At 73.6% G+C, this 26,047-nt stretch carries 27 protein-coding genes, 1 tRNA gene, 1 other RNA gene and 1 riboswitch; of the genes, 16 read left to right on the top strand and 13 right to left on the bottom strand.

What is annotated here, in order from left to right; genetic code table 11:
• Positions 1-104: 104 nt before the first annotated feature.
• An RNA gene (gene ffs / locus APR03_RS18810) (signal recognition particle sRNA small type) lies at positions 105-201 on the bottom strand.
• A gap of 174 nt (positions 202-375) precedes the next feature.
• On the opposite strand from ffs, the gene APR03_RS18805 reads away from it, so the two are divergent.
• Positions 376-460: transfer RNA gene (locus tag APR03_RS18805), tRNA-Ser, on the top strand.
• 134 nt (positions 461-594) lie between these two features.
• Entirely contained in the window at positions 595-1,533 is a 939-nt protein-coding gene (locus APR03_RS18800; protein ID WP_253838092.1) for an endonuclease/exonuclease/phosphatase family protein, read from the top strand.
• 63 nt (positions 1,534-1,596) lie between these two features.
• Here the strand turns inward: APR03_RS18800 and APR03_RS18795 are convergent, their stop codons facing one another.
• The 7 genes from APR03_RS18795 to APR03_RS18765 form a co-directional block, all read right to left on the bottom strand.
• On the bottom strand, positions 1,597-2,307 hold the full coding sequence (locus tag APR03_RS18795) for a YcnI family copper-binding membrane protein (protein ID WP_253838090.1): 711 nt from the start codon (positions 2,305-2,307) through the stop codon (positions 1,597-1,599).
• A 66-nt stretch (positions 2,308-2,373) separates the two neighbouring features.
• The gene (locus APR03_RS18790; RefSeq protein WP_253838088.1) at positions 2,374-2,994 is read right to left on the bottom strand and encodes a hypothetical protein; all 621 of its coding nucleotides are present in this window, start codon (positions 2,992-2,994) and stop codon (positions 2,374-2,376) included.
• Positions 2,995-3,014: 20 nt separating this feature from the next.
• Positions 3,015-3,686 carry a LytR C-terminal domain-containing protein gene (locus tag APR03_RS18785; RefSeq protein ID WP_253838086.1) on the bottom strand — a complete coding sequence of 224 codons (672 nt, stop codon included), beginning with the start codon at positions 3,684-3,686 and terminating at the stop codon, positions 3,015-3,017.
• Between the two features lie 19 nt (positions 3,687-3,705).
• Positions 3,706-4,002 (bottom strand): type II toxin-antitoxin system VapB family antitoxin, encoded by a 297-nt coding sequence (locus tag APR03_RS18780; RefSeq protein WP_253838083.1) that lies wholly within the window; start codon positions 4,000-4,002, stop codon positions 3,706-3,708.
• Positions 4,003-4,185: 183 nt separating this feature from the next.
• A complete protein-coding gene (locus APR03_RS18775; protein WP_253838081.1) occupies positions 4,186-5,796 on the bottom strand; it encodes an ABC transporter permease in 1,611 nt (536 codons plus the stop codon).
• Complete coding sequence (locus APR03_RS18770; protein WP_253838079.1) at positions 5,793-6,734, bottom strand: ABC transporter ATP-binding protein; 942 nt, start codon at positions 6,732-6,734, stop codon at positions 5,793-5,795. The genes APR03_RS18775 and APR03_RS18770 overlap by 4 nt, the downstream gene beginning before the upstream one ends.
• A gap of 2 nt (positions 6,735-6,736) precedes the next feature.
• Positions 6,737-7,399 (bottom strand): TetR/AcrR family transcriptional regulator, encoded by a 663-nt coding sequence (locus APR03_RS18765; protein WP_253838077.1) that lies wholly within the window; start codon positions 7,397-7,399, stop codon positions 6,737-6,739.
• A gap of 135 nt (positions 7,400-7,534) precedes the next feature.
• On the opposite strand from APR03_RS18765, the gene APR03_RS18760 reads away from it, so the two are divergent.
• Positions 7,535-8,092 (top strand): hypothetical protein, encoded by a 558-nt coding sequence (locus tag APR03_RS18760; RefSeq protein ID WP_253838071.1) that lies wholly within the window; start codon positions 7,535-7,537, stop codon positions 8,090-8,092.
• Positions 8,093-8,149: 57 nt separating this feature from the next.
• Here APR03_RS18760 and APR03_RS18755 read toward each other — a convergent pair whose 3' ends face one another.
• The 4 genes from APR03_RS18755 to APR03_RS18740 form a co-directional block, all read right to left on the bottom strand.
• Positions 8,150-9,439 carry a uracil-xanthine permease family protein gene (locus tag APR03_RS18755; protein ID WP_253838069.1) on the bottom strand — a complete coding sequence of 430 codons (1,290 nt, stop codon included), beginning with the start codon at positions 9,437-9,439 and terminating at the stop codon, positions 8,150-8,152.
• Between the two features lie 77 nt (positions 9,440-9,516).
• Positions 9,517-10,380: a poly(ethylene terephthalate) hydrolase family protein gene (locus APR03_RS18750; protein WP_253838067.1), complete on the bottom strand. Its 864-nt coding sequence runs from the start codon at positions 10,378-10,380 to the stop codon at positions 9,517-9,519.
• Positions 10,381-10,487: 107 nt separating this feature from the next.
• Complete coding sequence (locus APR03_RS18745) at positions 10,488-11,414, bottom strand: LLM class F420-dependent oxidoreductase (RefSeq protein WP_253838065.1); 927 nt, start codon at positions 11,412-11,414, stop codon at positions 10,488-10,490.
• Between the two features lie 13 nt (positions 11,415-11,427).
• Positions 11,428-12,045 carry a mycothiol-dependent nitroreductase Rv2466c family protein gene (locus APR03_RS18740; RefSeq protein ID WP_308216520.1) on the bottom strand — a complete coding sequence of 206 codons (618 nt, stop codon included), beginning with the start codon at positions 12,043-12,045 and terminating at the stop codon, positions 11,428-11,430.
• A 24-nt stretch (positions 12,046-12,069) separates the two neighbouring features.
• Between APR03_RS18740 and APR03_RS18735 the strand changes: the two genes are divergently transcribed.
• The 10 genes from APR03_RS18735 (at position 12,070) to APR03_RS18690 (ending at position 20,925) form a co-directional block, all read left to right on the top strand.
• The gene (locus APR03_RS18735) at positions 12,070-12,264 is read left to right on the top strand and encodes a hypothetical protein (protein ID WP_253838062.1); all 195 of its coding nucleotides are present in this window, start codon (positions 12,070-12,072) and stop codon (positions 12,262-12,264) included.
• A gap of 70 nt (positions 12,265-12,334) precedes the next feature.
• A complete protein-coding gene (locus APR03_RS18730; protein ID WP_253838060.1) occupies positions 12,335-13,084 on the top strand; it encodes a TetR/AcrR family transcriptional regulator in 750 nt (249 codons plus the stop codon).
• Positions 13,085-13,153: 69 nt separating this feature from the next.
• Positions 13,154-13,290: riboswitch (FMN riboswitch) on the top strand.
• 98 nt (positions 13,291-13,388) lie between these two features.
• Positions 13,389-14,075: a nicotinamide riboside transporter PnuC gene (gene pnuC / locus APR03_RS18725; protein WP_253838058.1), complete on the top strand. Its 687-nt coding sequence runs from the start codon at positions 13,389-13,391 to the stop codon at positions 14,073-14,075.
• Between the two features lie 19 nt (positions 14,076-14,094).
• Complete coding sequence (locus APR03_RS18720; protein ID WP_253838056.1) at positions 14,095-15,225, top strand: Gfo/Idh/MocA family protein; 1,131 nt, start codon at positions 14,095-14,097, stop codon at positions 15,223-15,225.
• Positions 15,226-15,275: 50 nt separating this feature from the next.
• A complete protein-coding gene (locus APR03_RS18715) occupies positions 15,276-16,496 on the top strand; it encodes an acyl-CoA dehydrogenase family protein (RefSeq protein WP_253838054.1) in 1,221 nt (406 codons plus the stop codon).
• Positions 16,497-16,567: 71 nt separating this feature from the next.
• Entirely contained in the window at positions 16,568-17,959 is a 1,392-nt protein-coding gene (locus APR03_RS18710) for a sensor histidine kinase (protein ID WP_253838052.1), read from the top strand.
• On the top strand, positions 17,947-18,606 hold the full coding sequence (locus tag APR03_RS18705; protein ID WP_253838050.1) for a response regulator transcription factor: 660 nt from the start codon (positions 17,947-17,949) through the stop codon (positions 18,604-18,606). The genes APR03_RS18710 and APR03_RS18705 overlap by 13 nt, the downstream gene beginning before the upstream one ends.
• Entirely contained in the window at positions 18,606-19,526 is a 921-nt protein-coding gene (locus tag APR03_RS18700; RefSeq protein WP_253838049.1) for a DUF4097 family beta strand repeat-containing protein, read from the top strand. Before APR03_RS18705 ends, APR03_RS18700 begins: the two co-directional genes overlap by 1 nt.
• A 77-nt stretch (positions 19,527-19,603) precedes the next feature.
• Positions 19,604-20,467 (top strand): MBL fold metallo-hydrolase, encoded by an 864-nt coding sequence (locus tag APR03_RS18695; protein ID WP_253838048.1) that lies wholly within the window; start codon positions 19,604-19,606, stop codon positions 20,465-20,467.
• Complete coding sequence (locus APR03_RS18690) at positions 20,464-20,925, top strand: Rrf2 family transcriptional regulator (RefSeq protein WP_253838047.1); 462 nt, start codon at positions 20,464-20,466, stop codon at positions 20,923-20,925. Before APR03_RS18695 ends, APR03_RS18690 begins: the two co-directional genes overlap by 4 nt.
• On the opposite strand, the gene APR03_RS18685 is transcribed toward APR03_RS18690, so the two are convergent.
• Positions 20,915-22,144: an Nramp family divalent metal transporter gene (locus APR03_RS18685; protein ID WP_253838045.1), complete on the bottom strand. Its 1,230-nt coding sequence runs from the start codon at positions 22,142-22,144 to the stop codon at positions 20,915-20,917. The two genes, APR03_RS18690 and APR03_RS18685, sit on opposite strands and share 11 nt — an antisense overlap.
• 100 nt (positions 22,145-22,244) lie before the next feature.
• Here APR03_RS18685 and APR03_RS18680 point away from each other — a divergent pair, with 100 nt between their 5' ends.
• The 3 genes from APR03_RS18680 (at position 22,245) to APR03_RS18670 (ending at position 26,047) form a co-directional block, all read left to right on the top strand.
• Positions 22,245-23,561 (top strand): hypothetical protein, encoded by a 1,317-nt coding sequence (locus tag APR03_RS18680; RefSeq protein WP_253838040.1) that lies wholly within the window; start codon positions 22,245-22,247, stop codon positions 23,559-23,561.
• Between the two features lie 127 nt (positions 23,562-23,688).
• On the top strand, positions 23,689-24,834 hold the full coding sequence (locus APR03_RS18675; protein ID WP_253838038.1) for a glycosyltransferase family 4 protein: 1,146 nt from the start codon (positions 23,689-23,691) through the stop codon (positions 24,832-24,834).
• Between the two features lies 1 nt (position 24,835).
• Positions 24,836-26,047, top strand: coding sequence for a glycosyltransferase (locus APR03_RS18670; protein WP_275977750.1), 1,212 nt, complete (start codon positions 24,836-24,838; stop codon positions 26,045-26,047).

The following is a 26,047-nucleotide window of genomic DNA, read 5'->3' as shown; positions in this document are numbered from 1 at the left end:
CATCGTGCGTCACTGCAGGGCGCCGGAGCCAGTTCCGCTCGGAAAATCCCATGATGCGGACGAAAATCCGTCCACATGGTGGCGGAGCCGCGGAATTCCGGGAAAAGAAGGACCCCTCGCACACCCACCAGAGCTCACTTACCCTTGCTGCCTTCCGGCCCTGGGGGAGTTCGGCGAGATGGTGCCGCACGAGGGGTCTGCCCCCAGCCTAACCGATCCGGGACGCCCGGCCGAACCGGCCGCGACGCCGCCTGTCCGCCACCTCACAGCCGGTCCGCCGGTTCCGATTCGTTGTCCGAGCGAGGTGTCCGGTATCCTCGTCAGGCCGCGCCAGACTTCGGTCCAGTGGTCGCGCTCGCTCTCAGCGAGGCGCGAGGAGGATTCGCCTAGTGGCCTATGGCGCACGCTTGGAAAGCGTGTTGGGTTAACGCCCTCGGGGGTTCGAATCCCCCATCCTCCGCAGTGTGATGACGCGGGACATCGACGATGTCCCGCGTCATCGTCGTTTCGCCTCCAGGTCACACGCCGTTGTGGACACGCTCACCTCGGTCTGGTCGGGTGGTCGGGCACAGTTCCCCGACCTCGAGGAGAACCATGTCCGCAACCACCGGGATCTCGCGCCGCACGATGCTCGCCGCGGCCGGGGCCGTCGGCGCCCTGGGCGCCTCCACCGCACTCTCCGGACCGGCCGTCGCCCGGACGGCACCGGGCGCCAGGCCGGTCATCGGCCCCGCGCGGGGCGACGCGCTGCACGTCATGAGCTTCAACGTGCGCTACGACCGCGAGGGTCAGACCCGGCCGGGCGAGCCCGACCACTGGCCCGAGCGCGCGCCGCTGACCACGGCGTTCCTGCGGCTCGAGCAGCCCACGGTCCTGGGCGTCCAGGAGGTCGAGTTCAACCAGCTCACGGCGGTCGAGGACGGGCTCGGCCGCGGCTACGCGATGGTCGGGTTCGGACGCGACGGCGGGGCCGCCGGCGAGTACTCCGCGATCTTCTACGACGCGCGCCGCCTGACGCTGACCTGGTGGGACCAGTTCTGGCTGTCCGACACCCCGGCCGTCATCGGCTCGGCGACCTGGGGCAACACCGTGACCCGGATCGTCACGTGGGCCCGGTTCCACGACACCGTCACCGGCCGCGACTTCGTGCACATCAACTCGCACTTCGACCACCAGGTGGAGAACGCGCGGGTCCGGAGCGCGCAGGTGGTCCGCGACCAGGTGGCCGATTCCGGCCTGCCCGTCGTGTTCACCGCGGACTGCAACGCCGCCGCGGGCGCCTCCGCGCCCTACGACGTGCTCGTGACCGACGGCGGTCTCCAGGACACCTGGCTCGCCGCCGACCGGCGGCTCACGCCGCAGGTCGGCACGTTCCCGAACTACGGCGCCCCCGTTCCCGACGGCGAGCGCATCGACTGGATCCTCGTCACGCCCGGGGTCGACGTGCGCGCGGCCGCCATCAACACCTGGACCCGGGGCGGCCGCTACCCCAGCGACCACACCCCGGTGCAGGCGCTCCTGCGCCTCGGCTGACGTGCGCCCGGCCGCGCCGTCCGGACCTCGGACGGCGCGGCTGGGGCAGCCCGAACCGGCCCGTCAGGCGCGACGGCGCCCGGCCAGTGCCATGGCGACCGCCGCGACCCCGAGCACGAGCCCCGTCCCACCGAGCCAGCGGCCCAGCGGGTCGACCGCCGGTGCGTCATCCGAGGCGGCCGGGCCGTCCGCACCGTCCGAAGCGGCCGAGCCGGCAGCATCGGCGGAGGCCGACGCCGTCGTCGTGAACACCGGCGCCGGCGCCTCCGGCTCGGTGCCCTCCTCGGCCACGTCGTCCCAGTCCACGACGCTGCCGTCGGTGTACGTCTGGTGCGCCGGGAGCACGACCGTGGTGCCCTCCGCGGGCAGCGCACCGACCCGGACGGCGAACTCCTGGTACTCGTGCGGCGGCACCTCGTGCCCCTCCTGCGCGGTCCAGGTCACACGCACGGGCGCCTCGTCGACGGTGGCGCCCTCGACCTCGAGCGGCTCGTCGAGCCTCCCGGTCTCCACCTCGACGTCCCAGCCGGGCAGGCTGCGGGGCGTGACGCTGAGGAAGGCGGTGTCGGTCGGCAGGTCCACGACGAGCTTCTCGGTCGACGCGGTGTCCGACTCGGTGGGCACGCGGAACGTGAGGCTCGCGTAGCTCTCGGCGGCGGTCGTGTCGGGGCTGACCGTGACGTGCGCGTACGCCACGGTGGGCACCAGCACCAGGAGGGCGGTGGCGGGGACGGCCGCGAGGGCGCGGCGGGTGGGCATGCTGAAGCGAGTCATGTGCTCGGTCCTTCGGTCCGGTGGGGTGGGGAGGGCGTGCGGCGACGCGCCTCCCGCCCGGTTCGTTCAGGCCGCGAGGTGCATCACCAGGGCCGACGACGGCGGTCCGCGCTCCGGCGCCACGTGCAGGTCGACCGAGCGCGACGGCGCCGCCGGACCAGCCGCCACCGGGAGCCGCCGCACCACGGGCAGCCGGGACGGCACCACCGCGAGCGGCCGGACCAGCCAGGTCGCGAGCAGCCAGATGCCGCGCTCGACGCCCACGAGCAGCGCGACCGAGACGACCGTCGCCACGCCGTGCCACGCCAGCATGCCCGGGTCGGTCGCCGTCGGCTCCGATCCGCCCACGCAGCGCCCGGACAGCCCCGCGAGGGCACCGGCCGCATGGGTGTGCGGTCCGGCGTCGAGCAGCGGCGACGGCACGCACGCGCCGCCGAGGTAGGTGAACGCGCGGTGCAGGGCGTACTGGCCGAGACCGGCGAGCGCCAGGCCGCCCGGCCACCGCACCTGTCGGCGCACGGTGAGCGCCGTGACCGCGAGCAGCAGGGCCCCGAGCAGGGCGACGGCCTCCGCGGGCGGCAGGTGACCGCCCGCCTCGAGGTGGGCGGTCAGGGCGAGCGCCAGCACGACCGCGGCCCACAGGAGCGCGCGGCCGAGGCCCAGCGCACCTGCGGACGGGTCCGGCACAGCACGAACCCTAGACCCGGTCAGCCGGCGGGCTGGACCTCGTCCTCGGCCTGCTCCGGCGTGGCCGGCAGCACGCGCGCCTCGGGCGTGATCGTGTCGGCGGGCACGCAGTCCTCGGCGTTGCGCAGCGGCTGGTCGGCGGCCACGTCGACGTCCTTCACGTCGAGGGGCGCGTCATAGTCCTCGCCGATGACGAGGTCGACCGCCGGGCCCTCGCGGTCGTCGAGCACGAGGCGCATCTTCGGGAACTGTGCGGCCAGCTCGTACGCCTGCACGATCCCGTTGACCCCGAACCGGACCTCCGACTCGGTGAGCGGGTCGGGGAAGTTGCCCAGCTCGATGACCTCGAACCCGCGGTCGGTCAGCACGGACTCGTGCGCGCGGCCGAGGCCGGACTCCTGCGTCGAGTTGAGCAGGCGCACCTTGATCTCGGAGTAGGCCACCGGGAGGGCGCCGTCGGGCTGGCCCTCGACCGTCGGGAGGCAGGCCACGGGGTAGGTCTTCTGCTCCGACGCGCCCACCGTGGTGAACGGCCGGTCGAACGGGGAGCTGATGGCGCCGGAGTACACGGCGAGCGCGAAGATGCCGCACACCGCCAGGAACGCGATGAGCACGCCGAAGACCACGGCCTGGCGCTCGTGCTCGCGGCGCCGGCGCTCCACGCGCGCCTGGTCGTACCCGGGGTTAGTCACTCTTGGAACCTACCTGAGGTCAGCGGATGGTGAGGACACGAGCGTGCAGCACGGGACGCTGCTGCAGGGCGGCTCGCAGGGCACGGTGCAGACCGTCCTCGAGGTAGAGCGTGCCCTGGTACTCGACGACGTGCGCGAACAGGTCGCCGTAGAACGTGGAGTCCTCGGACAGCAGGGTATCGAGGTCGAGCGTCCGCTTGGTGGTGACGAGCTCGTCGAGCCGGACCTGGCGCGGGGGCACGTCCACCCAGTCGCGCGTGCGCGACCGCCCGTGCTCGGGGTACGGGCGGCCGTCTCCTACGGCCTTGAAGATCATCGGTCCGTCCTCACTGGACTCGGCGGGGCACGGTCCGGGAGCGGCGGCGCGACCAGCCTGCTGGGCACCGGACGGGCTCCCGCACACTACCGGACGGTACCCGACGGCGACGGCGGGAGGGCACCGGATCGGCGTCGTGCCGGTGATCCCGCCCGGATCGTTGTCGGAACGTCACCGACACCCTCACAGGGTCGGCACGTCCCGTCGGCGGAAGCCGGCGAACGCCAGCAGGAGCAGCACGACGGCGACGCCGGCGAGGCCCCACAGCCGGGCCGGCTCGACGTCGCCCAGGGCGGGGCTGCCCACCCACCAGAAGGGCGAGATGCGCCGGGACCACGCGGGCAGGTCGAACAGGTCGGCGAACATGCCCACCACGAAGACGTAGCCGACCATCGCCCAGGCGAGACCCGTCGCCCGCGGGACCCAGGCGTGGAGCGCGGCCGCCAGCGCCACGAGCACGGCGAGCGCCGGCAGGTAGACGAGCCCCAGCTCCAGGTACTCGCCGAGGGCGAGCTCGTCGTACCCCGTCGACACCGCGCCGAGCCACAGGGCGAGGGCACCGGTGACCTGCACGGTCGCGGTGCCCAGCAGCGCGATCGTGAGCGGGCCGGCGAGCCAGCGGCCTCGGGAGACCGGCGCAGCCAGCGCGAGCTCCGTGCGTCCGGTCTCCTCCTCGCCCTTGGCCCGGAGCACCGCCGCGACCCCGTACGCCGCGGCACCGGCCGCGATGTAGAGCCCGAAGATCCCGAGGAAGGTCCGGATCATCTGCTCCTCGCCGCCGAGGCCCCCCTCGCTGCCGAGCAGGGCGTCGTAGACGGGGTTGCCGGCCACGGCGTCGAGCGCCCTCGGCACCTCGCGGATGATCGTCCCGGAGCCGAGCCACAGCACGCCGAGGCCGAGCACCGTCCACAGCAGGGCACCCCGCTGCTGCACCCAGGCCAGGGGCAGGGGGCCGGTCAGCGCAGGCCTCGCGTCCGCGCGTCCGGGGCGGACGGCGACCAGGCCGGCCGCGTGGTCCCGGCGCGACCCGAGGAACGCCGCGAGGGCGAGCAGCCCGACGATCGCGACGACGCAGAGGACGAGCGGCCACCACCGCAGGTCGACGAACACCCGGGTCTGCTGGACCCAGGCGATCGGGGACACCCACGACAGCGGGCTGCCGTGCCGCTCCCGCACGTCGCCCACCGCGCGCAGCAGGAACGCGGCACCGAGCACCGCGAGCGAGGCGCCCGCGGCACCCCGGCCGTGCTCGTACACCTGCGCCGCGACCAGGGCCACGGCCCCCAGGACGAGCGCCCCGAGCGCCGTCGCGAAGGTCATCGCGAACGACTGCGCCGCATCCAGCCCCTGTGCCGCCACCACGGCGCCGCTCGTGAGGGCGACGACCGTGTTCATGACCACGACCAGCAGCAGGGCGGCCACGGACGGCGCGTGCCGCCCCACGGCCCCCGCGCGCACGAGCTCCGACCGGCCGCTCTCCTCCTCCGCCCGGGTGTGCCGCACCACCTGCAGGATGCTCATGACGCTCAGGGCGAGCAGCACCCAGAGCACGAGCTCGTTCGCCACGGCGGCGCCGGGCGTGTAGTCGTCGAGGCCATAGCCGGGCCCGGACATCGAGACCATCGCGGGCGACGAGAGCAGCAGCGACCGGGCCGCCCGGGCCTCCGGGTCGTCGAGGAGCAGGTACTCGCCGAGCCCGCCCGCGTAGAGCGCCGCGATGCCGAGGGTCCACCACAGGATCCGCATCCGGTCCCGGCGGAGCATGAACCGCAGCAGCGTGCCGGTGCCGGTCATCGCGTGCCCGTCGCCGCGGCACCGGGCACGTCGCCGTAGTGCCGCATGAAGAGGTCCTCCAGCGAGGGCGGTGTCGCGGTGAGGCCGCGGACGCCGAGCGTGCTGACGGCGCCCAGGACGGCGCCGACCCGCGCGTCGTCCACGTCGAAGGCGATGCGCGTGCCGCCGTCCGAGGGCGTGGTGACCAGGTCGTGCACCCCGGGCAGACCGGCGACGGCGGCCGGGTCGCCGTCCACCACCGCCGTGACGCTGGTGCGTGTCAGGTGGCGCAGCTCGGCCAAGGTGCCCGACTCGACGGCGGTGCCGTTGCGGATGATCGTGACCGTGTCGCAGAGCTTCTCGACCTCGGACAGGATGTGGCTGCTCAGGAGCACGGCGCGACCCTCGTCCCGGGCCTCCCGCACGTACCGGGTGAACACGGCCTCCATCAGGGGGTCGAGCCCCGAGGTGGGCTCGTCGAGCACGTACAGCTCCGGTTCGGTGAGGAAGGCCGCGACCAGCGCCACCTTCTGCCGGTTGCCCTTGGAGTACGTACGGGCCTTCTTGCGCGGGTCCAGCTCGAAGCTCTCCAGCAGCTCGGCCTTGCGTGCCCTCAGCCGTGCGCGGTCGCCCCGGCCGCTGATCCGGGCGAGGTAGTCGATGCACTCGCCCCCGGTGAGGGTGGGCCACAGGCTCACGTCGCCGGGCACGTACGCCAGCCGGCGGTGCAGCGCGACGGCGTCGCGCCACGCGTCGCCGCCGAACAGGCGCGCCGTGCCGGAGTCCGCGCGCAGCAGGCCCAGCAGCACGCGGATGGTGGTGGACTTGCCGGCCCCGTTGGGTCCCAGGAAGCCCCGGACCTCGCCGGGGCCGACGGACAGGTCGAGGCCGGCGAGCGCCTGGACGTCGCCGAACGACTTGCGCAGGTCGTGGATCTCGATGGCCGGTGCTGCGGTCATGGTCAGCTGCCTTCCGTGTCGGGCAGGTGCAGGAGGTACTCGTCGAGAACCCGGCGAGAGGTGAGGTATCCCTCGGTGAACAGCTCCAGCATGGGCAGGTAGCTGGTGGCCAGGTAGCGGCGCACGATCCCGGCGAGGTCGCGGGGGTCGGACGGCGGGTCCAGCGTCATCTCGAGCAGCAGCGCGCCGAGCGACGAGAGGGTGAGGTAGCGGGCGCGGGCCGCCTCGTCGCGGCTGGGCACCAGCGCCCCGGCGGCGACGCCCTCGCGCGCGTAGCCGACCGCGTCGTCGACCATGTGGGCGATGAACTCGCGGGCGAGCGGGCCGCCGTCCTGCATGGAACGCAGCACGTAGCCGAGCACCGGGGCGTTCTCCTCGGCGGACGCGAAGCGCTGGAAGAACGTCTGCCCGGCGGCCGCGATCCGGACGTTCTCGCGCTTGAGGCGGCGGATCGTGGCCAGCAGGTACTGGTCGCACTCGGCCCGGAGGCCGTCCTTCGAGCGGAAGTGGTGCATCACGAGCCCGGGGCTGACCCCGGCGTCGGCCGCGATGGTCCGGACCGAGGTACCGAAGCCCTCCACCGCGAACCGGTCGATCGCCGCGTCCCGGATCCGGGCGCGGGCGGTGCGGTCGGCGGCCTGGGCCTCCGGTTCGACTGAACGCATGTTCAGCAGACTACACACGTGTTCAGCGAAAAAACCACAATTCACCCGGTAATACCGGGATTTAGGTGTCGAACCGCTCCGCGGTACCGAAATAATCCGGGACGAGACATCTCGCCCCAGACAGGAGAACCAATGATGAGAAGGCTCCACCGGGTCGCTGCCGCCGTGGCCGCCCTCGGGATCGCCACCGCCCTCGCGGCGGTCGCCCCGGCCCAGGCCGACGACTCCGCCGAGCTCACGGCCGTCCCGGCGTCCTCCTCCCCGCGCCTGGCGTCCACCGGCGCGGCGCCGAACGCGGAGGTGTACTACCGGGCCTGCAAGCCGGGCGTCGGCCAGCCCGCGCAGGTGCGCAGCTGCATGTACCTGTACAAGGACGGCCCGCGCTTCTTCGGCGAGGCGATGGTCACGGACATGGAGGGCGGCAAGAACTACAGCGTCCTGGCCGTCGACCTGCGGATCCAGGCCTACGCGGACGGCAAGTGGCAGCAGCTGCGCGGCACGTGGAAGACGGACGCCGACGGGTGGTTCGACTACCGCGACCGCGCCTACCACACCAACTGGATGACGTGCTCGGGCGCGGGGCAGACGCTGCCGCTGCGCGCCGCCGCGACCATCCGCTACAAGCTGGCGGACGGTACGCAGCGCACGACGGTCACGCGGTACTCGCCGTCGGCCCGTACCTGGTGCCCGTGACCTGCTGAGGGTCCTGCCGGCCGGTCACGCGAGCTCGCGCGGCCGGCCGGTCCGCGTTCAGCCCTGGACGGTGCCGCGCCAGCGGCCGACGACACGCATGACGTGGTAGATGACCAGGGCCGCCGCGGTGCCGAGCGCGATGCCCCCGAACTGGAGGTCGCCGGCCGCCCACGTGAAGTTCGCGATCCCGATGATCAGCGGGACGGCCGCCGTCGTGAGGTTCACCGGGTCGGAGAAGTCGACCCGCGCCTGGACCCAGATGCGCGCGCCGAGGATGCCGATCATCCCGTAGAGCATGGTGGTGACACCGCCGAGCACGCCCTGCGGCACGGAGTTGATCAGCGCGCCGAACTTCGGCGAGAGGCTGAGCACCAGCGCGCCGACCGCCGCCACCCAGTACGCCGCCGTGGAGTACACGCGGGAGGCGGCCATGACGCCGATGTTCTCCGCGTACGTCGTCGTGCCGGAACCGCCGCCGACGCCCGCCAGGGTGGTCGCGAGGCCGTCGGCCAGGAGCGCGCGGCCCGTGAGGTGGTCGTAGTCCCGCCCCGTCATCGCGGCCACCGACTTGACGTGGCCAACGTTCTCCGCGACGAGCACGAGGACCACGGGCAGGAACAGGCCGAGCACGCCCGGGTCGAACGCCGGGGCGGTGAAGTGCGGCAGCCCGACCCAGGCGGCCTTGTTCACCGCGGCGAGGTCGACCTCGCCGCGCAGGCTCGCGAACACGTACCCGATCACCACGCCGAGCAGGATCGCGAGCCGCCCGACCAGGCCCCGGAACAGCACCTGGATCAGGATGATCGACGCGAGCGTCACCGTCGCGGTCAGCGGCGCGGCCTGGAAGCCGGTGCACGCGCCGTCCTCGCCGCACGCACCCCACGCCACCGGCGCCAGGTTGAGGCCGATGAGCGCCACGATCACGCCCGTGACCACCGGCGGCATGACGATCTGGATCCACCGCGCCCCCGCGACGTGCACCACCACGCCGACGAGCGCCAGGAGCACGCCCGTCGCGAGGATGCCGCCGAGCGCCACGGCCTGGCCGCCCGACGCCGTGGCCGCGGTGATCGGCGCGATGAACGCGAAGCTCGACCCGAGGTAGCTGGGCAGCTTGTTCCCGGTGATCAGCAGGAACGCGATGGTGCCGAGCGCCGAGAAGAAGAGCGTGGTGGCCGGGTCGAACCCGGTGAGCACCGGCACCAGGAACGTGGCGCCGAACATCGCGACCACGTGCTGCAGGCCGATGCCGATGGTGCGCGGCCAGCTCAGCCGCTCGTCCGGGGCCACCACCTCGCCGGGGGCGATGCGGGCGCCGTCTCCGTGCAGCTTCCAGCCGAGTCGCATGGTCTGTCCTCGATCTCGCAGGCGATGTGTCGCGCGGATCTTATCGGCAGGTCAAGACCGGCCGACCGGAGGGTCCGTCAGCAGGTGCTGCTGCGGTACTCGCTGATCCGCTCGTCCGCCGCGGGCGGCGGGCAGAGGAAGCGGGCGTAGCGCTCGTCGTCGTCCACGTGGCGCTTGAGCCACGCGATGCCGTACCGGGCGACGGTCGTGTCCGGCACGGTCGGTGCCGAGTGGTTCGCGTCGCGCAGCTCCAGGTAGGCCCGGTCGCCGTCGGCCGGGAGCGTCTCGTAGAACCGCTCCGCGTGCCGGCGCACGGGCGCGATGACGTCGTCCTCGGCGCCGATGATCAGCGTGGGCGAGGTGACCTCGGGAAAGGTCTTGTCGGCGTTCCAGGGCGTCAGCGGGATCACGGCCCGCAGACCCGGGTCGTCCTTGGCGGCCTCCAGGCTGCCGCCGCCACCCATCGAGTGGCCCATCACGGCGAGCCGCGTCGGGTCGACGCTGTCCGCCGCGGCGGTGTCCTGGAGCTGCGCGAGCGCCGCCCGCAGCTGGTCGCCGCGCCGCGCGGGCGCGTCCGCGGTGCTCAGCGTGTCGATGGTGATGACGACGAAGCCCTGGGAGGCCAGCCGCGGGCCGAGCCAGGCGATCGCGGCCTGCGAGGAGCGGTACCCGGGCGCGACGGCGACGGCGCCGAACCTGCCCTCGGACGTGTCCGTGGGGTAGTAGACCGTGCCGCCACCGAAGCCCTCGGCATCGGCCCGGGTCACGACGGACGTCTCGACGTCGAACGGGCCGAGCGGCGCCTCGATGCTCTGCTCGGTCGGGTCGGGCCCGCGCCGGTGGTCGTTCGTGACGGCACCGGCGGGACCCGCCGCGAGGGTCCCGGCGGCGAGGAGCGCCGCCGCGGACATGGCGCGCACGGCTCGGGACAAGCGCTGCATGGGCCCTCCGGTTCGTCGTCGGGGCAGGCGCCCCGACGACGACCCTAGGAAGGTTTGCCCGGCCCGGCGCGGCACGCGACCGGGTCGCACCGAATGACCGGAACGCGTCAGCCGAGCTGCGCGCGCACCTCACGGGCGAACAGGTCGAGGTGGTCCAGGTCGGCCAGGTCGAGCACCTGGAGGTAGACCCGCTGCACGCCCTCGGCCTCCAGCGCCTTGAGCCGGTCCACGGCCTCGGCGACGGTGCCGGCGATGCCGTGCTCGCGCAGCTCCCCGGGCTCGCGCCCGATCGCGGCGGCGCGGCGCGTGAACTCCGCCTCGTCCTGCCCGACGGCGGCGACGAGCGCCACCGACTGGACCATCGACCCGGGCTCGCGCCCGGCGTCGGCCAGCGCCTGCTCGATGACCTTGATCCGCGGGCCGATGTCGCTGATGGCCGGGAAGGACTGGTTGTACTCGTCGCCGTAGCGCGCCGCGAGGGCGGGCGTGCGCCGCGGCCCGCCGCCGCCGACGACCAGCGGGATGTGCTGCTGCGCCGGCTTGGGCAGGGCCGGGGAGTCGACGAGCTGGTAGTGCTCGCCCGAGAACGAGAACGTCTCGCCGACGGGCGTGCCCCACAGGCCGGTGACGACGGCGAGCTGCTCCTCGAGGATGCCGAACCGCTTGTCCGGGAACGGGATGCCGTAGGCCGCGTGCTCGGCGGCGTACCAGCCGGTGCCGAGCCCGAGCTCCACGCGCCCGCCTGACATCTGGTCCACCTGGGCCACCTGGATGGCGAGCACGCCGGGGAGGCGGAACGTGGCCGAGGAGACGAGGGTGCCGAGCCGCACCGTCGAGGTCTCGCGCGCGATGCCGGCGAGCGTGAGCCACGAGTCCGTGGGGCCGGGCAGCCCCTCCCGGCCCATCGCGAGGTAGTGGTCGGAGCGGAAGAACGCGCTGAAGCCCAGCCGTTCGGTGGCCTGGGCCACGGCGAGCTGGTCGTCGTACGTGGCGCCCTGCTGGGGCTCGATGAAGATGCGCAGGTCGAGAGTCATGGTTCCTCTGGTGCTAGTCGAACTGGGGCGTGGTGGTCCGCGACCGCTTGAGCTCGTAGAAGTACGGGTAGCGCGCCAGCGCCACGGCGGCGTCGAACAGCGCACCCGCCTCCTCGCCCCGCGGGATGCGGGTGAGCACGGGGCCGAAGAAGGCGACCCCGTCGACGTGCAGGGTGGGCGTGCCGACGTCGTCGCCCACGGGCTTCATGCCGGCCTCGTGGGAGGCCGCGAGCGCCGCGTCGTACCGCTCGGACGTGGCCGCCTCGGCGAGCGCGGCGGGCAGGCCGGCCTCGGCGAGCGCCGCGCCGGCCACGGCGTCGAAGTCCTTGTCCTGCTGGTTGTGGATGCGCGTGCCCGCGGCGGTGTAGAACGCGGCGAAGGCCTCGGGTCCGTGGTCGGTCTGGACGGCCGCGGCGATGCGGCCGATGCCGCGGGAGCGCTCGATGCGCGCCCGGTAGTCGGCGTCGATGTCCCGGTCCTTGTTGAGCAGGTAGAGGCTCATGAGCCGGAAGCCGAGCTGGACGTCGCGGACGCGGGCCACCTCGAGGGCCCATCGTGACGTGATCCAGGCGTAGGGGCACATCGGGTCGACGTAGACGTCCACGACGGGACGGGCGGGGGTCTCGGTCACGCCCTGCAGACTACGCTCACCGTCGTGACCGGTATCCGTTGGGGCAGCCTGGCCACCGTCGTGGGCGGCGGGGCGGTGTTCCTGGTGTGCCTGGTAGGGGTGATCCTGGGTCATCCGTGGGCCGCGGTGCCCGGGTTGATCGGCCTTCTGACGGCCGTGCGCGAGGTGCGCTACCTGCGCAGACTCCGCTCCGGCAGGATCGGGCCGCGGGAAAATTAGGATCGTGGATGTCACGGTTCGCTCAAGGAGTCTTCCCGGGGGCCGGGGGGCACGCGGTAGCCTGCCTGGCATGACCGCCGTCCGTACCCACACGCACGCTCAGGCTGTCGACGCTGCGGTGGACCTGTTCACTCGGCAGGGGTACGAGGGGACCACCGTCGAGGAGATCGCCGACGCCGCGAAGGTCAGCCGCGCCACCTTCTTCCGCCGTTTCCGCTCCAAGGAGGACGTGGTCTTCGCCGACCACGAGCTGCTGCTCGAGGAGGTGGTGGTCATGCTGGCCGCCACCCGCCCCGACGCCCGCGCGAGCGAGGAGGCGGGGCACGACCTGGGCCGCGCCTGGGACCCCGACGTCGACCCGTACCTCGAGGTGTGCCGGGCCGCGCGCATGGTGTTCGACCACCACGTGGGCCAGCGCGAGACGTCGCTCGCCCGGTACGCGCTGCTGCAGCAGGTGCCGGCGCTGCGCGACCGCGAGCTCATCACGACGCACCGCTACGAGCGGGCGTTCACGCACTACCTGCGCGACACCCTGCCGCCGGAGCGCTCGACGTCCACGGCGTCGATAGCGTTCGCGGCGTCCGTGGTCGCCGTGCACAACGCGATCCTGCGGCGCTGGCTGCGCACGCCGTCGCTCGACCTGCGGCCCGAGCTGGAGGAGGCGTTCGCCGACCTGCGGCGGGCGGCCGTGCTGGGCAGCTCGAGCAGCCCGCTGCCGGGCGAGCCGGCCCCCGTCGCGCGGCGCGTGGTCGTCACCGTGGTCGACGGCAAGGCCGGGCCCGACGAGGTCGCCCGCGCCGTGCGCGACGCCCTGGTCTAGGGACCGGCCGGGCCGGGAATGCGGCCGTGGCATTTTGTGTTCCGCTAGACATCGTGCAGCAGCAGTTGCACACGTGCTCCGGGGTCGGTGAAATTCCGAGCCGGCGGTGACAGTCCGCGACCCGGGTCTCCTCGGCAGAGGAACCTGGTTGACCTGGTGGAACTCCAGGACCGACGGTGAAAGTCCGGATGGGAGGAAGCACGTGCGGCGCGCGCCGGGATCGGCCGCGTGCCGTCGTCGGCGCCGTCGTGGCGCGCCGACCTCACCCCGGAGTCCCCGTGTGCGGACTTCGGAGGGATGAGAGATGGACTGGTTCCGCGCCGCCTACGACGCGACGTTCCTGGTCGGCGACCAGCAGATCTACTGGCGTGAGGTCGTCGGCAACCTGTTCGGCCTGGCCTCGGCGCTCGGCGGGCTCCGTCGCAAGGTGTGGGCCTGGCCGGTGGGCATCGTCGGCAACATCGTGCTGTTCACCGTGTTCATGGGCTCCTGGTTCGGCGAGACCGGCCGGGCCGACATGCTGGGCCAGGCCGCCCGGCAGATCATGTTCATCGCGGTCTCCGTCTACGGCTGGTACCGCTGGCGGCAGACCCAGCGCGTCGGCGGCGTCGGCACCGTCGCCGTGCACCCGGTCTGGGCCTCGTGGCGTGCCCGGGTGGGCCTGGTGACCGGCATGCTCGCCGGCACGCTGCTGCTCACCCCGCTCTTCCGGGCGCTGGGCTCCTACGAGCCGGTCTGGGCCGACGCCTGGATCTTCGTGGGCTCCGTGCTCGCCACCTACGGCATGGCCAAGGGCTGGGTCGAGTTCTGGCTGATCTGGGTGGCCGTCGACCTGGTGGGCGTGCCGCTCCTGTTCTCCGCCGGGTACTGGGCGACCGCGCTGATGTACGTCATCTACGGGGCGTTTACGCTGGTCGGCTTCGTCACGTGGTGGCGCATCAGCCGCCGCGAGGCCGTCGCGGCCGGACGGGTGAGCCCGGCCACGGCGTGATCGCGTAGCGTCGGCGCTCGTGGACGCACTGGAGCGCAGGGCACGGGTCGGGATCGTCGGGTCGGGCTTTCGCGCCCGCACCGTGCTGCGGGTGCTGCATGCTCTGCCCGACCGCTTCGAGGTGGCGGGGGTCGCCACCCGCAACGCGGCCGACCGGGCGGAGCTCGCCGCCCGGGGGCTGCCGGCGGCGGGCCTGCCCGGCCTCCCGGCGCCGGCCTACGCCTCGGTGCCCGAGCTGCTCGACGGCGGGCATCCCGACCTCGTGGTGCTGACGCTGCCGGCCGGCGCCGCCCAGCCCGTGATCCGAGACCTGGCCGCTGCGGGCGTCCCCGTGCTGACGGAGACGCCCGCGGCCGGCACGGTCGAGGAGCTGGCCGCGCTCCAGCGGCTCGTGGACGACGGCGCGTGCGTGCACGTCGCCGAGCAGTACCACCTGGAGCCGCTGGTCGAGGCGCAGCTCGCGGTCGCGGCGTCCGGCCTGCTCGGCCCGGTGACGGACGCGCACGTCGCCGTCGCGCACGACTACCACGGGCTCAGCGTGCTGCGCCGGGCCCTCGGCATCACGTTCGAGGACGCCGAGATCACGGCCCGCCGGGACGTGCGCCGCGTGCTGCCGAGCCCGAGCCGCTCGGGCGACCCGGAGGACCTCGCCCTCGTCGACACGGTGCACGCCACCGCGTGGCTCGACCTCGGCGGCCGCCTCGGCACCTACGAGTTCGACGACGTCCAGTACCGCTCCTGGGTGCGTTCCCCAGCGCTGCTGGTGCGCGGCGAGCGCGGCGAGCTGCGGGACGACGTCGTCCGGTACGTCGGCGCGGACGGGCAGCCGCGGCGCTCCGTGCTGGAACGGGTGGCCGCGGGCGGGGCGGGCAGCCACGAGGGGATGTTCCTGCGCGGCTACACGCTCGACGGGCAGTGGCTGTACCGCAACGCCTTCCGCCCGGCCCGCCTGCCGGACGACGAGCTGTCGATCGCGCGCATCGTCGCCGACATGGCCGACCACGTGCTGCACGGCGCGACGCCGCCGTACTCCGTGGCCGAGGCGGCGCAGGACCAGTACCTCCAGCTCGAGGTGCGACGCGCCGCGGCGTCGGGCGAGCGGGTGCGCACCAGCCCCCAGCCCTGGGCCCACGGCCGAACCTGCGCGTGAGACGGGGTATCGCTTGACCTGAGATCCGGTACCGGAGCACCATGGGAGGCATGACTCAGACCCCCGGGGTGACGGCGCCCGCCTACGACGTCTCGCAACCGCTCGACATCGACTTCGCCGGCGCCTTCGCCGACGTCACGGAGGAGGAGCGGGCCTGGCAGCTCGCCGTCCGCAGCTTCGTGCAGGACGAGGTCCTGCCGGTCATCGACGGCTACTGGGAGCGCTACGAGGTCCCGATGGACCTGGTCAAGCGCATGGCCGAGCTGGACTTCCTGCGCGACGGCGTCGACGTGCCGGGATTCCCGAAGATCTCCAAGATGGCCGAGGGGCTCGCCGCCATGGAGATGTCACGCGGCGACGGCTCGGTGACGACCATCTGCGGCGTCCAGGGCGGTCTCGCACTGCGCTCGATCGTCATGCTCGGCTCGGACGAGCAGATCGAGAAGTACGCGGGCCCCATGGCCCGCGGCGAGATCCTCGGCGCGTTCGCGCTCACCGAGCCCACGCACGGCTCGGACTCCGTCGGCCTGGAGACCTCCGCGGTCAAGGAGACCCGCGACGGCGTCGAGGGCTACGTCATCAACGGCGAGAAGAAGTGGATCGGCTTCGGCTCGATCGGTGACATCTCCGTGGTGTGGGCCCGTGGCGAGGACGGCCAGGTGCACGGTTTCATCGTGCCGCAGGACTCGCCCGGCTACGAGGCCACGACGATCCAGGGCAAGGTGTCCCTGCGCGCGATCCACCAGGCGCACATCGTGCTGAACGACGTGTTCGTGCCGGCCGAGAACCTGCTGCCGCGGTCGCGGTCCTTCAAGGACACCGGCCGCGTGCTGTTCGCGACCCGGCTCGGGGTCGCGTGGGGCGCCGTCGGGCAGGCGATCGCGTGCTACGAGGCCGCCGTGGCCTACTCGAAGCAGCGCGTGCAGTTCGGCCGCCCGCTCGCCGCGAGCCAGATGGTCCAGGAGCGCCTGACGAAGATGCTCTCGATCATCACGCAGATGCAGCTGCTCGTGAAGCAGATGACGCGCCTCGACGAGGCCGAGCAGCTCAGCGGCCCGCAGGCGTCGCTCGCCAAGTACACGTGCACGCGCGGCGCCCGCGAGGTCGCGGCCATCGCCCGCGACCTGCTCGGCGGCAACGGCATCCTGCTGGAGAACCGCGTGGCCCGGCACTTCGCCGACATCGAGGCCCTGCACACCTACGAGGGCACCGAGAGCATGCAGGCCCTCATCATCGGGCGCGAGATCACGGGCACCAGCGCGTTCGCGTAGGGGTAACCCCACCCCCACCCCGTGGGGCACCAGCATGTGCCGGGGCCGCCCGTCCGCCTAGGGTCAGATCCATGACCAGCGCAGACGGCGCGGCCCCCGCGCCGCTCAGCCTCGAGGACCGGACGGCGCCCGCGCTCGTGTCGGGCGCCGCGTTCCTCAGGGCCCCGTTCGACCCGGCGACGGCGCGCGCCGTCGCCGCTCTCGCCGTGGGCTGGCTCTGGTCCCTGACGGCCGGACTCGTCCTGTGGATCCTCGTGGTCGTCGCGGCCGCGCTCGTGCCCGTGCTCGGCCTGGGCCTCCCCCTCCTGGCGCTGCTCCTCGTGGCGGCCCGTGCCTTCGCCGCGGCCGAGCGGGAACGCATCCTGACGCAGGTCGGCGTGCTGGTGCCCGCACCGGCGGCACCCGTGGACCGCGGCGGACGGTGGGGCCGCCTGTGGGGGCCGATCCGGGACGGCCGGGCCTGGGCCGCGGCCCTGTACGCCCTGGTCCTGCTGCTCGTCTGCACCCTCTTCTTCGCCGTGGTCGCCGCCCTCGCGTCGGCCGCGGTCGCCGCGGTCGCCTTCGCGGTCGTCGGCCGGGACAGCGTGGTCGCGGGCTGGACCGGGCTGGCCTGGCCCGCGACGGTCACCCTGGCACTGGCCGGCGCTCTCGTGGCCCTGTGGTCGGCTGCCGCCGTCGCGCAGTACGGCTCCTTCCTCGTGGTGCGCACGGCGCACGCGCTCCTGGGCCCCTCCGTCGCGCAGGAGGCCGAGGCCCGCGCGCTCGCCGCGGAGCAGGAGGCGCGGGTGGCCGAGGCCGCCGCGCACACCGCCCGGGAGCGCGCGGTCGTGCTCACCGAGTCACGGACCGCCGCCGTCTCGGCCGCCGACACGGAGCGGCGCCGCATCGAGCGCGACCTGCACGACGGCGCCCAGCAGCGCCTCGTGGCCCTCGGCGTCGAGCTGGGCGTGGCCCGGCGTCTGGCCGACAAGGACCCGGAGCACGCCGTCGCGGCCCTCGAGCTCGCGCACCGCGAGATCAAGGAGACCCTCGGGGAGCTGCGTGACCTGGTGCGCGGCATCCATCCCGCGGTGCTGGCCGACCGCGGCCTGGATGCGGCCCTCTCGGCCCTCGCCGGGCGCAGCCCCGTGCCGGTCGAGGTGGAGGTCGAGGGCGACCTCACCCCCGCCGGCTCGGCCGCGCAGGCCGCCGCGTACTTCGTCGTCGCCGAGGCCCTGACGAACGTCGCCAAGCACGCGGGCGCGGGCACGGCCCGCGTGCGGGCCGCGATCGTGCCCGACGCCGACCCGCCCCGCCTGCGCGTCACGGTGTCCGACGACGGCAGGGGCGGCGCCGCGGCGTCCCCCGGCAGCGGGCTCGAGGGCCTGCGCGGCCGCGTCGCCGCCCTCGACGGGACGTTCGAGCTCGACAGCCCGCCCGGCGCGGGCACCCGCCTGACCGTGGAGGTGCCGTGCGCATCGTGATCGCGGAGGACTCCGTCCTCCTCCTGGACGGCCTCACCCGGCTCCTGACCGCCGAGGGGCACGAGGTGACGGGCCACGTCACCGCCGACAGCATGGTCACGGCGCTCGGCCGGGCCGACGCCGTGCTGCCCGACCTGCTCGTCACCGACGTCCGGATGCCGCCGTCGCACACGGACGAGGGCCTGCGCGCCGCGGTGCACCTGCGCAGCCTGCACCCCGACCTGCCCGTGCTCGTGCTGTCGCAGTACGTGGAGCAGAGCTACGCGTCCGAGCTGTTCGCGCGCGGCGCGCGCGGGCTGGGCTACGTGCTCAAGGACCGCGTGGCCGACGTCGACGAGTTCCTCGACGCCGTGGCGCGGGTGTCCGCGGGAGGCACGGTCGTGGACCCGGAGGTCGTCACGCAGATCATCGCCCGGCACCCCGGCTCCGACCTCGACGTGCTGACCCGCCGTGAGCGCGAGGTGCTCGCGCTCATGGCCGAGGGCCGGTCCAACGCCGCCATCGCCGACCGCCTCGTGGTGGGCCTGCCCGCCGTCGAGAAGCACGTCACCAACCTGTTCATGAAGCTCGGCCTGCCGCCGGCCGCCGACGACCACCGCCGGGTGCTCGCCGTGCTGCGCTGGCTCGACCAGAACGGAACCCGCTGATGACCCAGCCCATCGTCCCGGAACCTGCCACCCCCGCCGTGCAGGACGCCGGCTACGGCTCGCCACGACGCGGCGCGACCGCCCGGGTGCTGACGACGCTCGGCGTGCTGCTCGGCGTCGTCGCCGTCGGGTTCGGCGCGCTGTTCCTCGTGGACCTGGCCATGTCGGAGACCACGACGTCGCACCACACCTATGACGCCGTCGGCACCGTGGAGCTGGTGACCGACGGCGACGTGACCGTGACGGCCGCCGAGGGCGACGTCGAGGTCGATGCCGTCGCGCACAGCGGCCTGCGCGAGCCCCGGTACTCCGCCGAGGAGTCGGGCGACCGGCTCGAGGTCACGCACCGGTGCGGGTGGTCGGTCTTCCTGCCCCGCTGCTCCGGAGACCTCGACGTGACCCTGCCCGCGGGCACGGAGGTCGTGGTGCGCACCGAGAACGGCGACGTCGTGGCCGGCGGCCTGGCCGGCGAGGTCACGCTCCACACGAGCAACGGCGAGGTCGAGGCCACGGACGTGGCGGGCTCGCTGTTCGCCCGGTCCAGCAACGGCGACGTCACCGTGACGGGCGCGGGGTCGGACGTCGAGGTCTCGAGCTCGAACGGCGACCTCACCGTGCGCGACGTCGACGGCACCGTCACCGGCGGCACCAGCAACGGCCGGGTCACGGTCGAGGAGGTGACCGGCGACGCGTCGGTCCGCAGCAGCAACGGCTCGGTGGAGGTCTCCGGGGTGGGCGGCGACGTCGACGCGCAGACCAGCAACGGCGACGTCACCGTGACGGGTGACGACGAGCCGGTGGCGCTGACGATCGAGACGTCGAACGGCCGGGAGACCATCGACGGCCCCACCGACCCGGACGCCGACCGGACCGTCCGGATCCGCAGCTCGAACGGGGACGTCACGTACCTGGTGCCGTGAGCAGCAGCACAAGGTGACCAGGTTGCCCGGTGTAATCATTTTGGTTACGTTGGAGGTGCACGAGAGGAGTCGGCACCATGTCGAACGAGCTGCACTACGAGGTCATGACCGAACGCCGCGAGGGGGTCACCCGCGACCTGCCGGAGGGTGGCGGCGACCTGCGCTGGGTGGCGAACAGCGCCACGCTGATCTGGGGTGAGCGCGACGCCGTCCTGGTCGACACGTTCACCACCACCGAGCAGAACGACCGCCTGATCGAGTGGGTCCGCGCGCACGACAGGACGCTCGCCGCGGTGTACGTGACGCACGGCCACGGCGACCACGCGTTCGGGATCGGACAGCTCCGGGCCGCATTCCCGGAAGCCCGGTTCCTGGCCACGAAGGGCACGCTCGCCGGGCTGCGCGCCCAGGCCGACCCGGCCTACCTCGACGGGTTCTGGGAGAAGCTCTTCCCCGGGCAGATCCCGCCCGTGGAGCTCCCGGAGGTCCTCGACGGCGACCGTTTCGAGCTCGAGGGCAACGAGCTGCGCGCGATCGAGGTGGGTCACACCGACACCGAGGGGAGCACGGTCCTGTGGGTCCCAGCCCTGGGCCTGCTCGTGGGCGGCGACGTGGTCTACAACGCCACCTACCCCTACCTCACCGAGACGACACCAGCGAGCCGCCTGAACTGGATCGATGCCCTGGAACGGCTGCGGAGTCTCCACCCCGCCCACGTGGTCAGCGGGCACAAGCAGCCGCAGAACGACAACTCGCCTGCCGACCTCGACGCGACCATCCGGTACCTGCGCGACGTGGACGAGACGGCGGCGACCTCCGTCGACGCGTTCGACTTCTACCGGCAGCTGCTCGAGAAGCAGCCGGGCCGCACCAACGTCGGGTCGGCCTGGGCGACCGCCAAGCTCATCAAGGGCGCGCCGGTCCCCGAGGCGAGCGCGTGAGCGCGAACTCCCGCCTGACGCTCGCCGTCCACGCGCTGGAGTGGGTCGAGCTGCACGCACGTCGGGGCAACGGTCCGGCGACCTCCGACGGTGTCGCGGGCAGCGTCCGGACCAACCCGGTGGTCATCCGCCGGCTCCTGGGTCGCCTCAAGGAGGCCGGCCTGGTGACGTCGCGGCGCGGGACGAACGCGGGCTGGGCACTCGCCCGGCCCGCCGACGAGATCACCCTGGCCGACGTGCGGCACGCCCTGGACGACGGCCCGCTGTTCGGCCTGCACACCTCGCCGCCGTCCCCGGACTGCCCGATCGGCCGCAGCATCGGGTCCACCCTCGGCGAGGTCTACCGCGACGCGGAGCGCGCGGCCGAGGAGCGGCTGGCCGGCGTCACCATCGCGGCGTCCCTGGCCGCGACGCTCGCGGCGTCCGGCGAGGTGGTGCCGGAGCCGCTCAGCCCGTGAACGTGAGCCAGAGCAGCGTGACGTTGAGCGCGACGATGACGCCCGCGATCACCCAGGCCAGCGCCTGGGTGATCGCGCCGTTGCGGTGCTCGCCCAGCAGCCCCCTGTCCCGGGTGACCCGGACGAGCGGGATCATCGCGAACGGGATGCCGAAGCTCAGCACCACTTGGCTCACCACGAGCAGCCAGGTGGGCGATATGCCGGTCATCAGCAGCAGGATGGCGGGCAGCAGGGTGACCAGCCGGCGGGTCAGCAGGGGCACCCGCACCTTGAGCAGGCCGGACATGATCTCGGCGCCCGCGTAGGCGCCCACCGACGTCGACGCGAGCCCGGAGGCCAGCAGCCCGACCGCGAACAGCACGCCCACCACCGGCCCCAGGGTGCCCGCGATGGCGGCGTGGGCCCCCTCGATGGTGTCGGTACCCGCACGGCCCTCCAGGTTCGCGGCGGCGAGCAGGAGCATCGCGATGTTCACGCTGCCCGCCAGCACGAGCGCCAGCACCACGTCGACCCGGGTGGCACGCAGCACGCGGGACACCGAGGTGCCCGGCGCGTGCAGGTGGTCGCGGGCGAGCGAGGAGTGCAGGTAGATGGCGTGCGGCATCACGGTGGCGCCGAGCATCGAGGCGGCCAGCAGCACGGAGTCGGCGCCCGCCAGGCGCGGCACGAGGCCCGCCAGCATCCCCGCCGGGTCCGGCGGGGAGAAGAAGAGGCCCGCGCAGAAGCCGACCGTCAGCACCGCGAGCAGCGTGGTCACCACGGCCTCGAACGCGCGCTGCCCTCTGCGCTGCTGCACCGCCAGCACGAGCAGCGACACCACGCCGGTGATGACGCCGCCCAGCACGAGCGGCACACCGAACAGCAGGTACAGGGCGATGGCGCCGCCGATCACCTCGGCCAGGTCGGTCGCCGCGGCGACCACCTCCGCCTGCGCCCAGTACGCGAGCCGTGCCCGGCGGGGCAGCCGGTCCCCCAGCACCTCCGGCAACGAGCGCCCGGTCACCACGCCGAGCTTGGCGGAGAGGTACTGGACCAGCACCGCCATGGCGTTGGCCGCGACGAGCACCCAGACGAGCAGGTAGCCGAAGCGCGCGCCCGCCGTGAGGTTCGCGGCGACGTTGCCGGGGTCCACGTAGGCGATGGCCGCGACGAACGCGGGTCCGAGCAGGGCGATCAGACGGGCGCGGCCGGCACGAGGCTCGGCGACGGTGCGAGACATGTGGGCTCCAGAAGTTCGGGTGTCCGAACTCTATAACGCGAACAGCCGAACTTGAAGACCTCGTGGCCGGCCGCCGACGCCGCCGTCGATCAGTGCAAGGATGTGGCCCGTGCCGAGCCCGTCTGACATGTCGACAACGCCCCGGACCGGGCGCAGGGACGTCCTGCGGTCCACCGTCCGCGTGCTCTCCTCGTGGCCCGCCCTGTGGGTCGGCTTCGCCGTCGTCCACGCCTGGATCATCCTGCAGGCCTGGGTCTTCGGGGGGCAGATCCTCGGCGACGTGGGCCTGTACGAGTGGTGGGTCCGCACCGGCATGGGCCAGGGGTGGTGGCCGGTCTTCGGCTACGACTGGGTGTACCCGCTGGGCGCCCTGGGGCCCATGCTGGTTCCCGCCCTGCTCACCGGGTCCACCGACGCCTACTCCTGGGTGTGGATGGGCCTGGTCACGATCGCCAACGGCGTCGCGGTGGCCGTGCTCGGCCGGGCGCGCCCCCACGGGTCCGCGGGCGTGTGGTTCTGGCTCGCCTTCCTCGCCGCGCTCGGCCCCATCTGGATCGGCCGGCTCGACGGTCTGCTCGCGCCGATCATCCTGGTGGCGCTGCTCGTCGCCGTCCGCCGCCCCGCGCTCGCGATGACGCTGGCCACGGTGGGCGCGTGGATCAAGATCGCCCCGGGCGCGGTGGCCCTCGTGCTCGCCGCGACGGCGTCGAACCTCAAGGAGCTGTTGCGGAACGTGGTGCTGCCGGGCGCGGCGGTGACCGCCGTCGTCGTCGGCGTCGCGATCGCGGGCGGCGGGCAGGACAACGTGCTCGACGTGTTCGGCGAGCAGGGCGACCGGCAGCTCCAGGTCGAGGCCGTCGCCGCCACGCCGTTCACGGTGGCCCGCCTGTGGGACCCCACCATCCAGGTCGAGTACGACGACGTCATCTACACGTACGAGGTGCTGGGCGCCGGGCCGGACGCCGTCGCCCAGGCGCTCGACGTCGCCCTCCCCGTGGCCGCGCTGCTGCTCGCGGCGCTCGTCTGGTTCACGGCGCGACGCCGGCCCGACCGCGTCGGCGACATCCTGCTGCTGGGCGCCACCGCGGAGCTGCTCGCCCTGATCGTCTTCAACAAGGTGGGGTCGCCGCAGTTCGTCGCCTGGATCGGCCCGCCGCTGGCGGCCGCCATCGCGCTGGGCAGCCGCAGCCAGGGCACCCGGCGCACGTGGTTCCTGCCGGCGCTCGGCACGCTGATCGTCGCGCGCCTGACCATGGAGGTCTACCCGATCCGGTACGGCGAGTTCCTCGGCGGCTGGCCGTTGGCCACGACCGTCGGCGCCGTGCGCAACGCCCTGCTCGTGGCGCTGCTGGTGGGTGCCGTCGTGCGGCTGGTCCAGCTCGCACGCACCCGCCGGACGGTGTCGCGACCGCGTTGACGCCCGGTCTCCGCTACGGTCGGGATCGTGACATCCTGTGCAGCGGTTACCGACTTGACGCCGCCCGTTCCCCGGATCGCCGCATGGAATCCGCTGACCGGCCACCGACGACCGGCAGGTTCGTGACGTGCGCGTAGCCATCGTCGCGGAAAGCTTCCTGCCGCAGGTCAACGGAGTCACCAACTCCGTCCTGCGCGTTCTCGAGCACCTGCAGGAGCGCGGGGACCAGGCCATGGTCCTCGCGCCCGACGCCGACGCGTCCGTCGGGCACGTCCCGCCCTTCGTCAGCGGCGCACCGGTGGTCGAGCTGGGCTCCATCGGCTTCCCCGGGTACCCCGACGTGCGGCTCGTCGTGGGCAAGAAGTGGCGCACCGAGCGCACGCTGGCGACGTTCGCGCCCGACGTGATCCACCTGGCGTCGCCGTTCATCCTCGGCTGGCGCGGCATCCTGGCCGCCGAACGGCTCCGGCTGCCGAGCGTCGCCGTCTACCAGACCGAGGTGCCCGGCTACGCGGCGCGCTACGGCCTGGGCGGCTTCGAGCCGCTCCTGTGGAAGCGGGTCAAGGACATCCACGAGCGCGCGACGATGACGCTCGCCCCGTCCACCGCGACCATGCGGCAGCTCCAGGAGCACGGCATCCCGAACCTGCGGCTGTGGGGCCGCGGCGTGGACACGGAGGCGTTCCACCCGCAGTTCCGGGACGAGGCCTGGCGGCGCGCCGTCGGCGCGGGCCGCGAGATCCTCGTGGGCTACGTGGGCCGGCTGGCCGCGGAGAAGCAGGTCGAGGCGCTGCGCGTGGTGCAGGACCTGCCGGGCGTGCGCCTGGTCGTCGTGGGCGACGGGCCGGAGCGGGAGGACCTGGAGCGGGTGCTCCCGCAGGCGCACTTCACCGGCCTGCTGCGGGGCGCCGAGCTGTCCCGGGCCATGGCGAGCCTCGACGTGTTCGTGCACCCGGGCGAGCTGGAGACCTTCGGCCAGACGCTGCAGGAGGCGCACGCGAGCGGCGTCCCCGTCGTGGCCCCCGCCGCGGGCGGCCCGCTGGACATCGTCCGGCACTCGCACGACGGCTGGCTGTACCCTCCAGGTGACCACGAGGCGCTCCGCGCCCGCGTCGTCGACCTGGTGGGCGACGAGCGCAAGCGGCGCGCCTTCGGCGCCTCGGCCCGCGACCGTGCCGAGCGCCGTACCTGGCACGACATCTGCTCCGAGCTCATGGTGCACTACGAGGACGCGGTCCGGGTGCACGCGAGAGCCGGATCGGCGGAGGTATGAGTTGAGGATCGTCCACGTAGCGAACTTCTACAGCCCCCGGTCCGGAGGCATCCGGACCGCCATGCACGCCATGGCCGGGCAGTACCTCGCCCGGGGGCACGAACCCGTGCTCGTGGTGCCGGGGCGCCGGGACGCGGTCTCGCTCGTGGACGGGGTGCGCGTGGTGAGCCTCGCCGCGCCGCGCGTGCCGTTCTCCGGCGGCTACCGCGCCGTGGTGCAGCCCGGCAAGATGCGCGGGCTGCTCGAGACGATCGCCCCCGACCGGCTCGAGGTGAGCGACCGCACCACGCTCGCCGGCCTCGGCGACTGGGCCCGCGAGGCGGGTGTGCCGTCGCTCATGATGCTGCACGAGCGGGTCGACGGCGTGCTGCGCTCCTGGATCCCCGGCGCCGCCGACGGCCGGCCCGCCGCCGGGGCGGGCGCCGCCGTCACGCCGCGGCTCGCCGACTGGTACAACGGCCTCACCCTGCCCCGCTTCGACCGGCTGGTCGCCACCACGCAGTTCGCCGCGGGCGAGGTGGAACGCCTCGCGGCCCGGTCCCGCGGCGTCGCCCTCCCCCCGCTCTACCGGGTGCCGCTGGGGGTGGACCTCGAACGGTTCCGGCCCGACCGCTGGTCCGCACAGGCCCGCGCCGAGTACGCGCCGCCCGGCACGGCCCTCGTCGTGCTCGCCAGCAGGCAGTCCACGGAGAAGCGGCCCGACCTCGCGATCGACGCCGCGGCCCAGCTCGTGCGCGACGGCCGCCCGGTGCGGCTCGTCGTCGCCGGCGCGGGACCGCTGCTGCCGGCGATGCGCCGCCGGGCCGAGGCCGCGGGCGTCCCGCACCGCTTCCTCTCGTTCGTCCGGGACCGCGACAGGCTCGCGACCCTGCTGGCCGCCGCGGACGTGGTCGTCGCGCCCGGCCCCATCGAGACCTTCGGGCTCGCCGCGCTGGAGGCGCTGGCCTCCGGGACCCCGGTCGTGTGCAGCTCGACCAGCGCGCTGCCCGAGGTGGTCGGCACCGCCGGGGCCGCCGCCGCGCCCGACCCGGCCGCCCTCGCCCTCGCCCTGCACGAGGTGCTCGACCGCGACGTCGACGAGCGGCGCAAGGCCGCCCGGGCCCGGGCCGAGCTCTTCCCCTGGAGCGCCACCGGCGACGCCATGATGGAGCTGCACTCCCGCCGGGCCTACGACCTGCGGCCCGACGCGGGGCTGGACGTGGGACGCCGGTGA

Source organism: Promicromonospora thailandica (assembly GCF_024171955.1).
Taxonomy (GTDB): domain Bacteria; phylum Actinomycetota; class Actinomycetes; order Actinomycetales; family Cellulomonadaceae; genus Promicromonospora; species Promicromonospora thailandica.
Note: the sequence above shows the minus strand (reverse complement) of the source record. Positions and strands in the feature narration are given on the sequence as shown.

Bases quoted from the DNA above. Each gene is read 5' to 3' on its own strand.
- APR03_RS18800 (WP_253838092.1), top strand. From the start codon at position 595: ATGTCCGCAACCACCGGGATCTCGCGCCGCACGATGCTCGCCGCGGCC.
- APR03_RS18795 (WP_253838090.1), bottom strand. From the start codon at position 2,307: ATGACTCGCTTCAGCATGCCCACCCGCCGCGCCCTCGCGGCCGTCCCC.
- APR03_RS18780 (WP_253838083.1), bottom strand. From the start codon at position 4,002: ATGATCTTCAAGGCCGTAGGAGACGGCCGCCCGTACCCCGAGCACGGG.
- APR03_RS18775 (WP_253838081.1), bottom strand. From the start codon at position 5,796: ATGACCGGCACCGGCACGCTGCTGCGGTTCATGCTCCGCCGGGACCGG.
- APR03_RS18770 (WP_253838079.1), bottom strand. From the start codon at position 6,734: ATGACCGCAGCACCGGCCATCGAGATCCACGACCTGCGCAAGTCGTTC.
- APR03_RS18765 (WP_253838077.1), bottom strand. From the start codon at position 7,399: ATGCGTTCAGTCGAACCGGAGGCCCAGGCCGCCGACCGCACCGCCCGC.
- APR03_RS18760 (WP_253838071.1), top strand. From the start codon at position 7,535: ATGAGAAGGCTCCACCGGGTCGCTGCCGCCGTGGCCGCCCTCGGGATC.
- APR03_RS18755 (WP_253838069.1), bottom strand. From the start codon at position 9,439: ATGCGACTCGGCTGGAAGCTGCACGGAGACGGCGCCCGCATCGCCCCC.
- APR03_RS18750 (WP_253838067.1), bottom strand. From the start codon at position 10,380: ATGCAGCGCTTGTCCCGAGCCGTGCGCGCCATGTCCGCGGCGGCGCTC.
- APR03_RS18745 (WP_253838065.1), bottom strand. From the start codon at position 11,414: ATGACTCTCGACCTGCGCATCTTCATCGAGCCCCAGCAGGGCGCCACG.
- APR03_RS18730 (WP_253838060.1), top strand. From the start codon at position 12,335: ATGACCGCCGTCCGTACCCACACGCACGCTCAGGCTGTCGACGCTGCG.
- pnuC (WP_253838058.1), top strand. From the start codon at position 13,389: ATGGACTGGTTCCGCGCCGCCTACGACGCGACGTTCCTGGTCGGCGAC.
- APR03_RS18715 (WP_253838054.1), top strand. From the start codon at position 15,276: ATGACTCAGACCCCCGGGGTGACGGCGCCCGCCTACGACGTCTCGCAA.
- APR03_RS18710 (WP_253838052.1), top strand. From the start codon at position 16,568: ATGACCAGCGCAGACGGCGCGGCCCCCGCGCCGCTCAGCCTCGAGGAC.
- APR03_RS18700 (WP_253838049.1), top strand. From the start codon at position 18,606: ATGACCCAGCCCATCGTCCCGGAACCTGCCACCCCCGCCGTGCAGGAC.
- APR03_RS18695 (WP_253838048.1), top strand. From the start codon at position 19,604: ATGTCGAACGAGCTGCACTACGAGGTCATGACCGAACGCCGCGAGGGG.
- APR03_RS18685 (WP_253838045.1), bottom strand. From the start codon at position 22,144: ATGTCTCGCACCGTCGCCGAGCCTCGTGCCGGCCGCGCCCGTCTGATC.
- APR03_RS18680 (WP_253838040.1), top strand. From the start codon at position 22,245: ATGTGGCCCGTGCCGAGCCCGTCTGACATGTCGACAACGCCCCGGACC.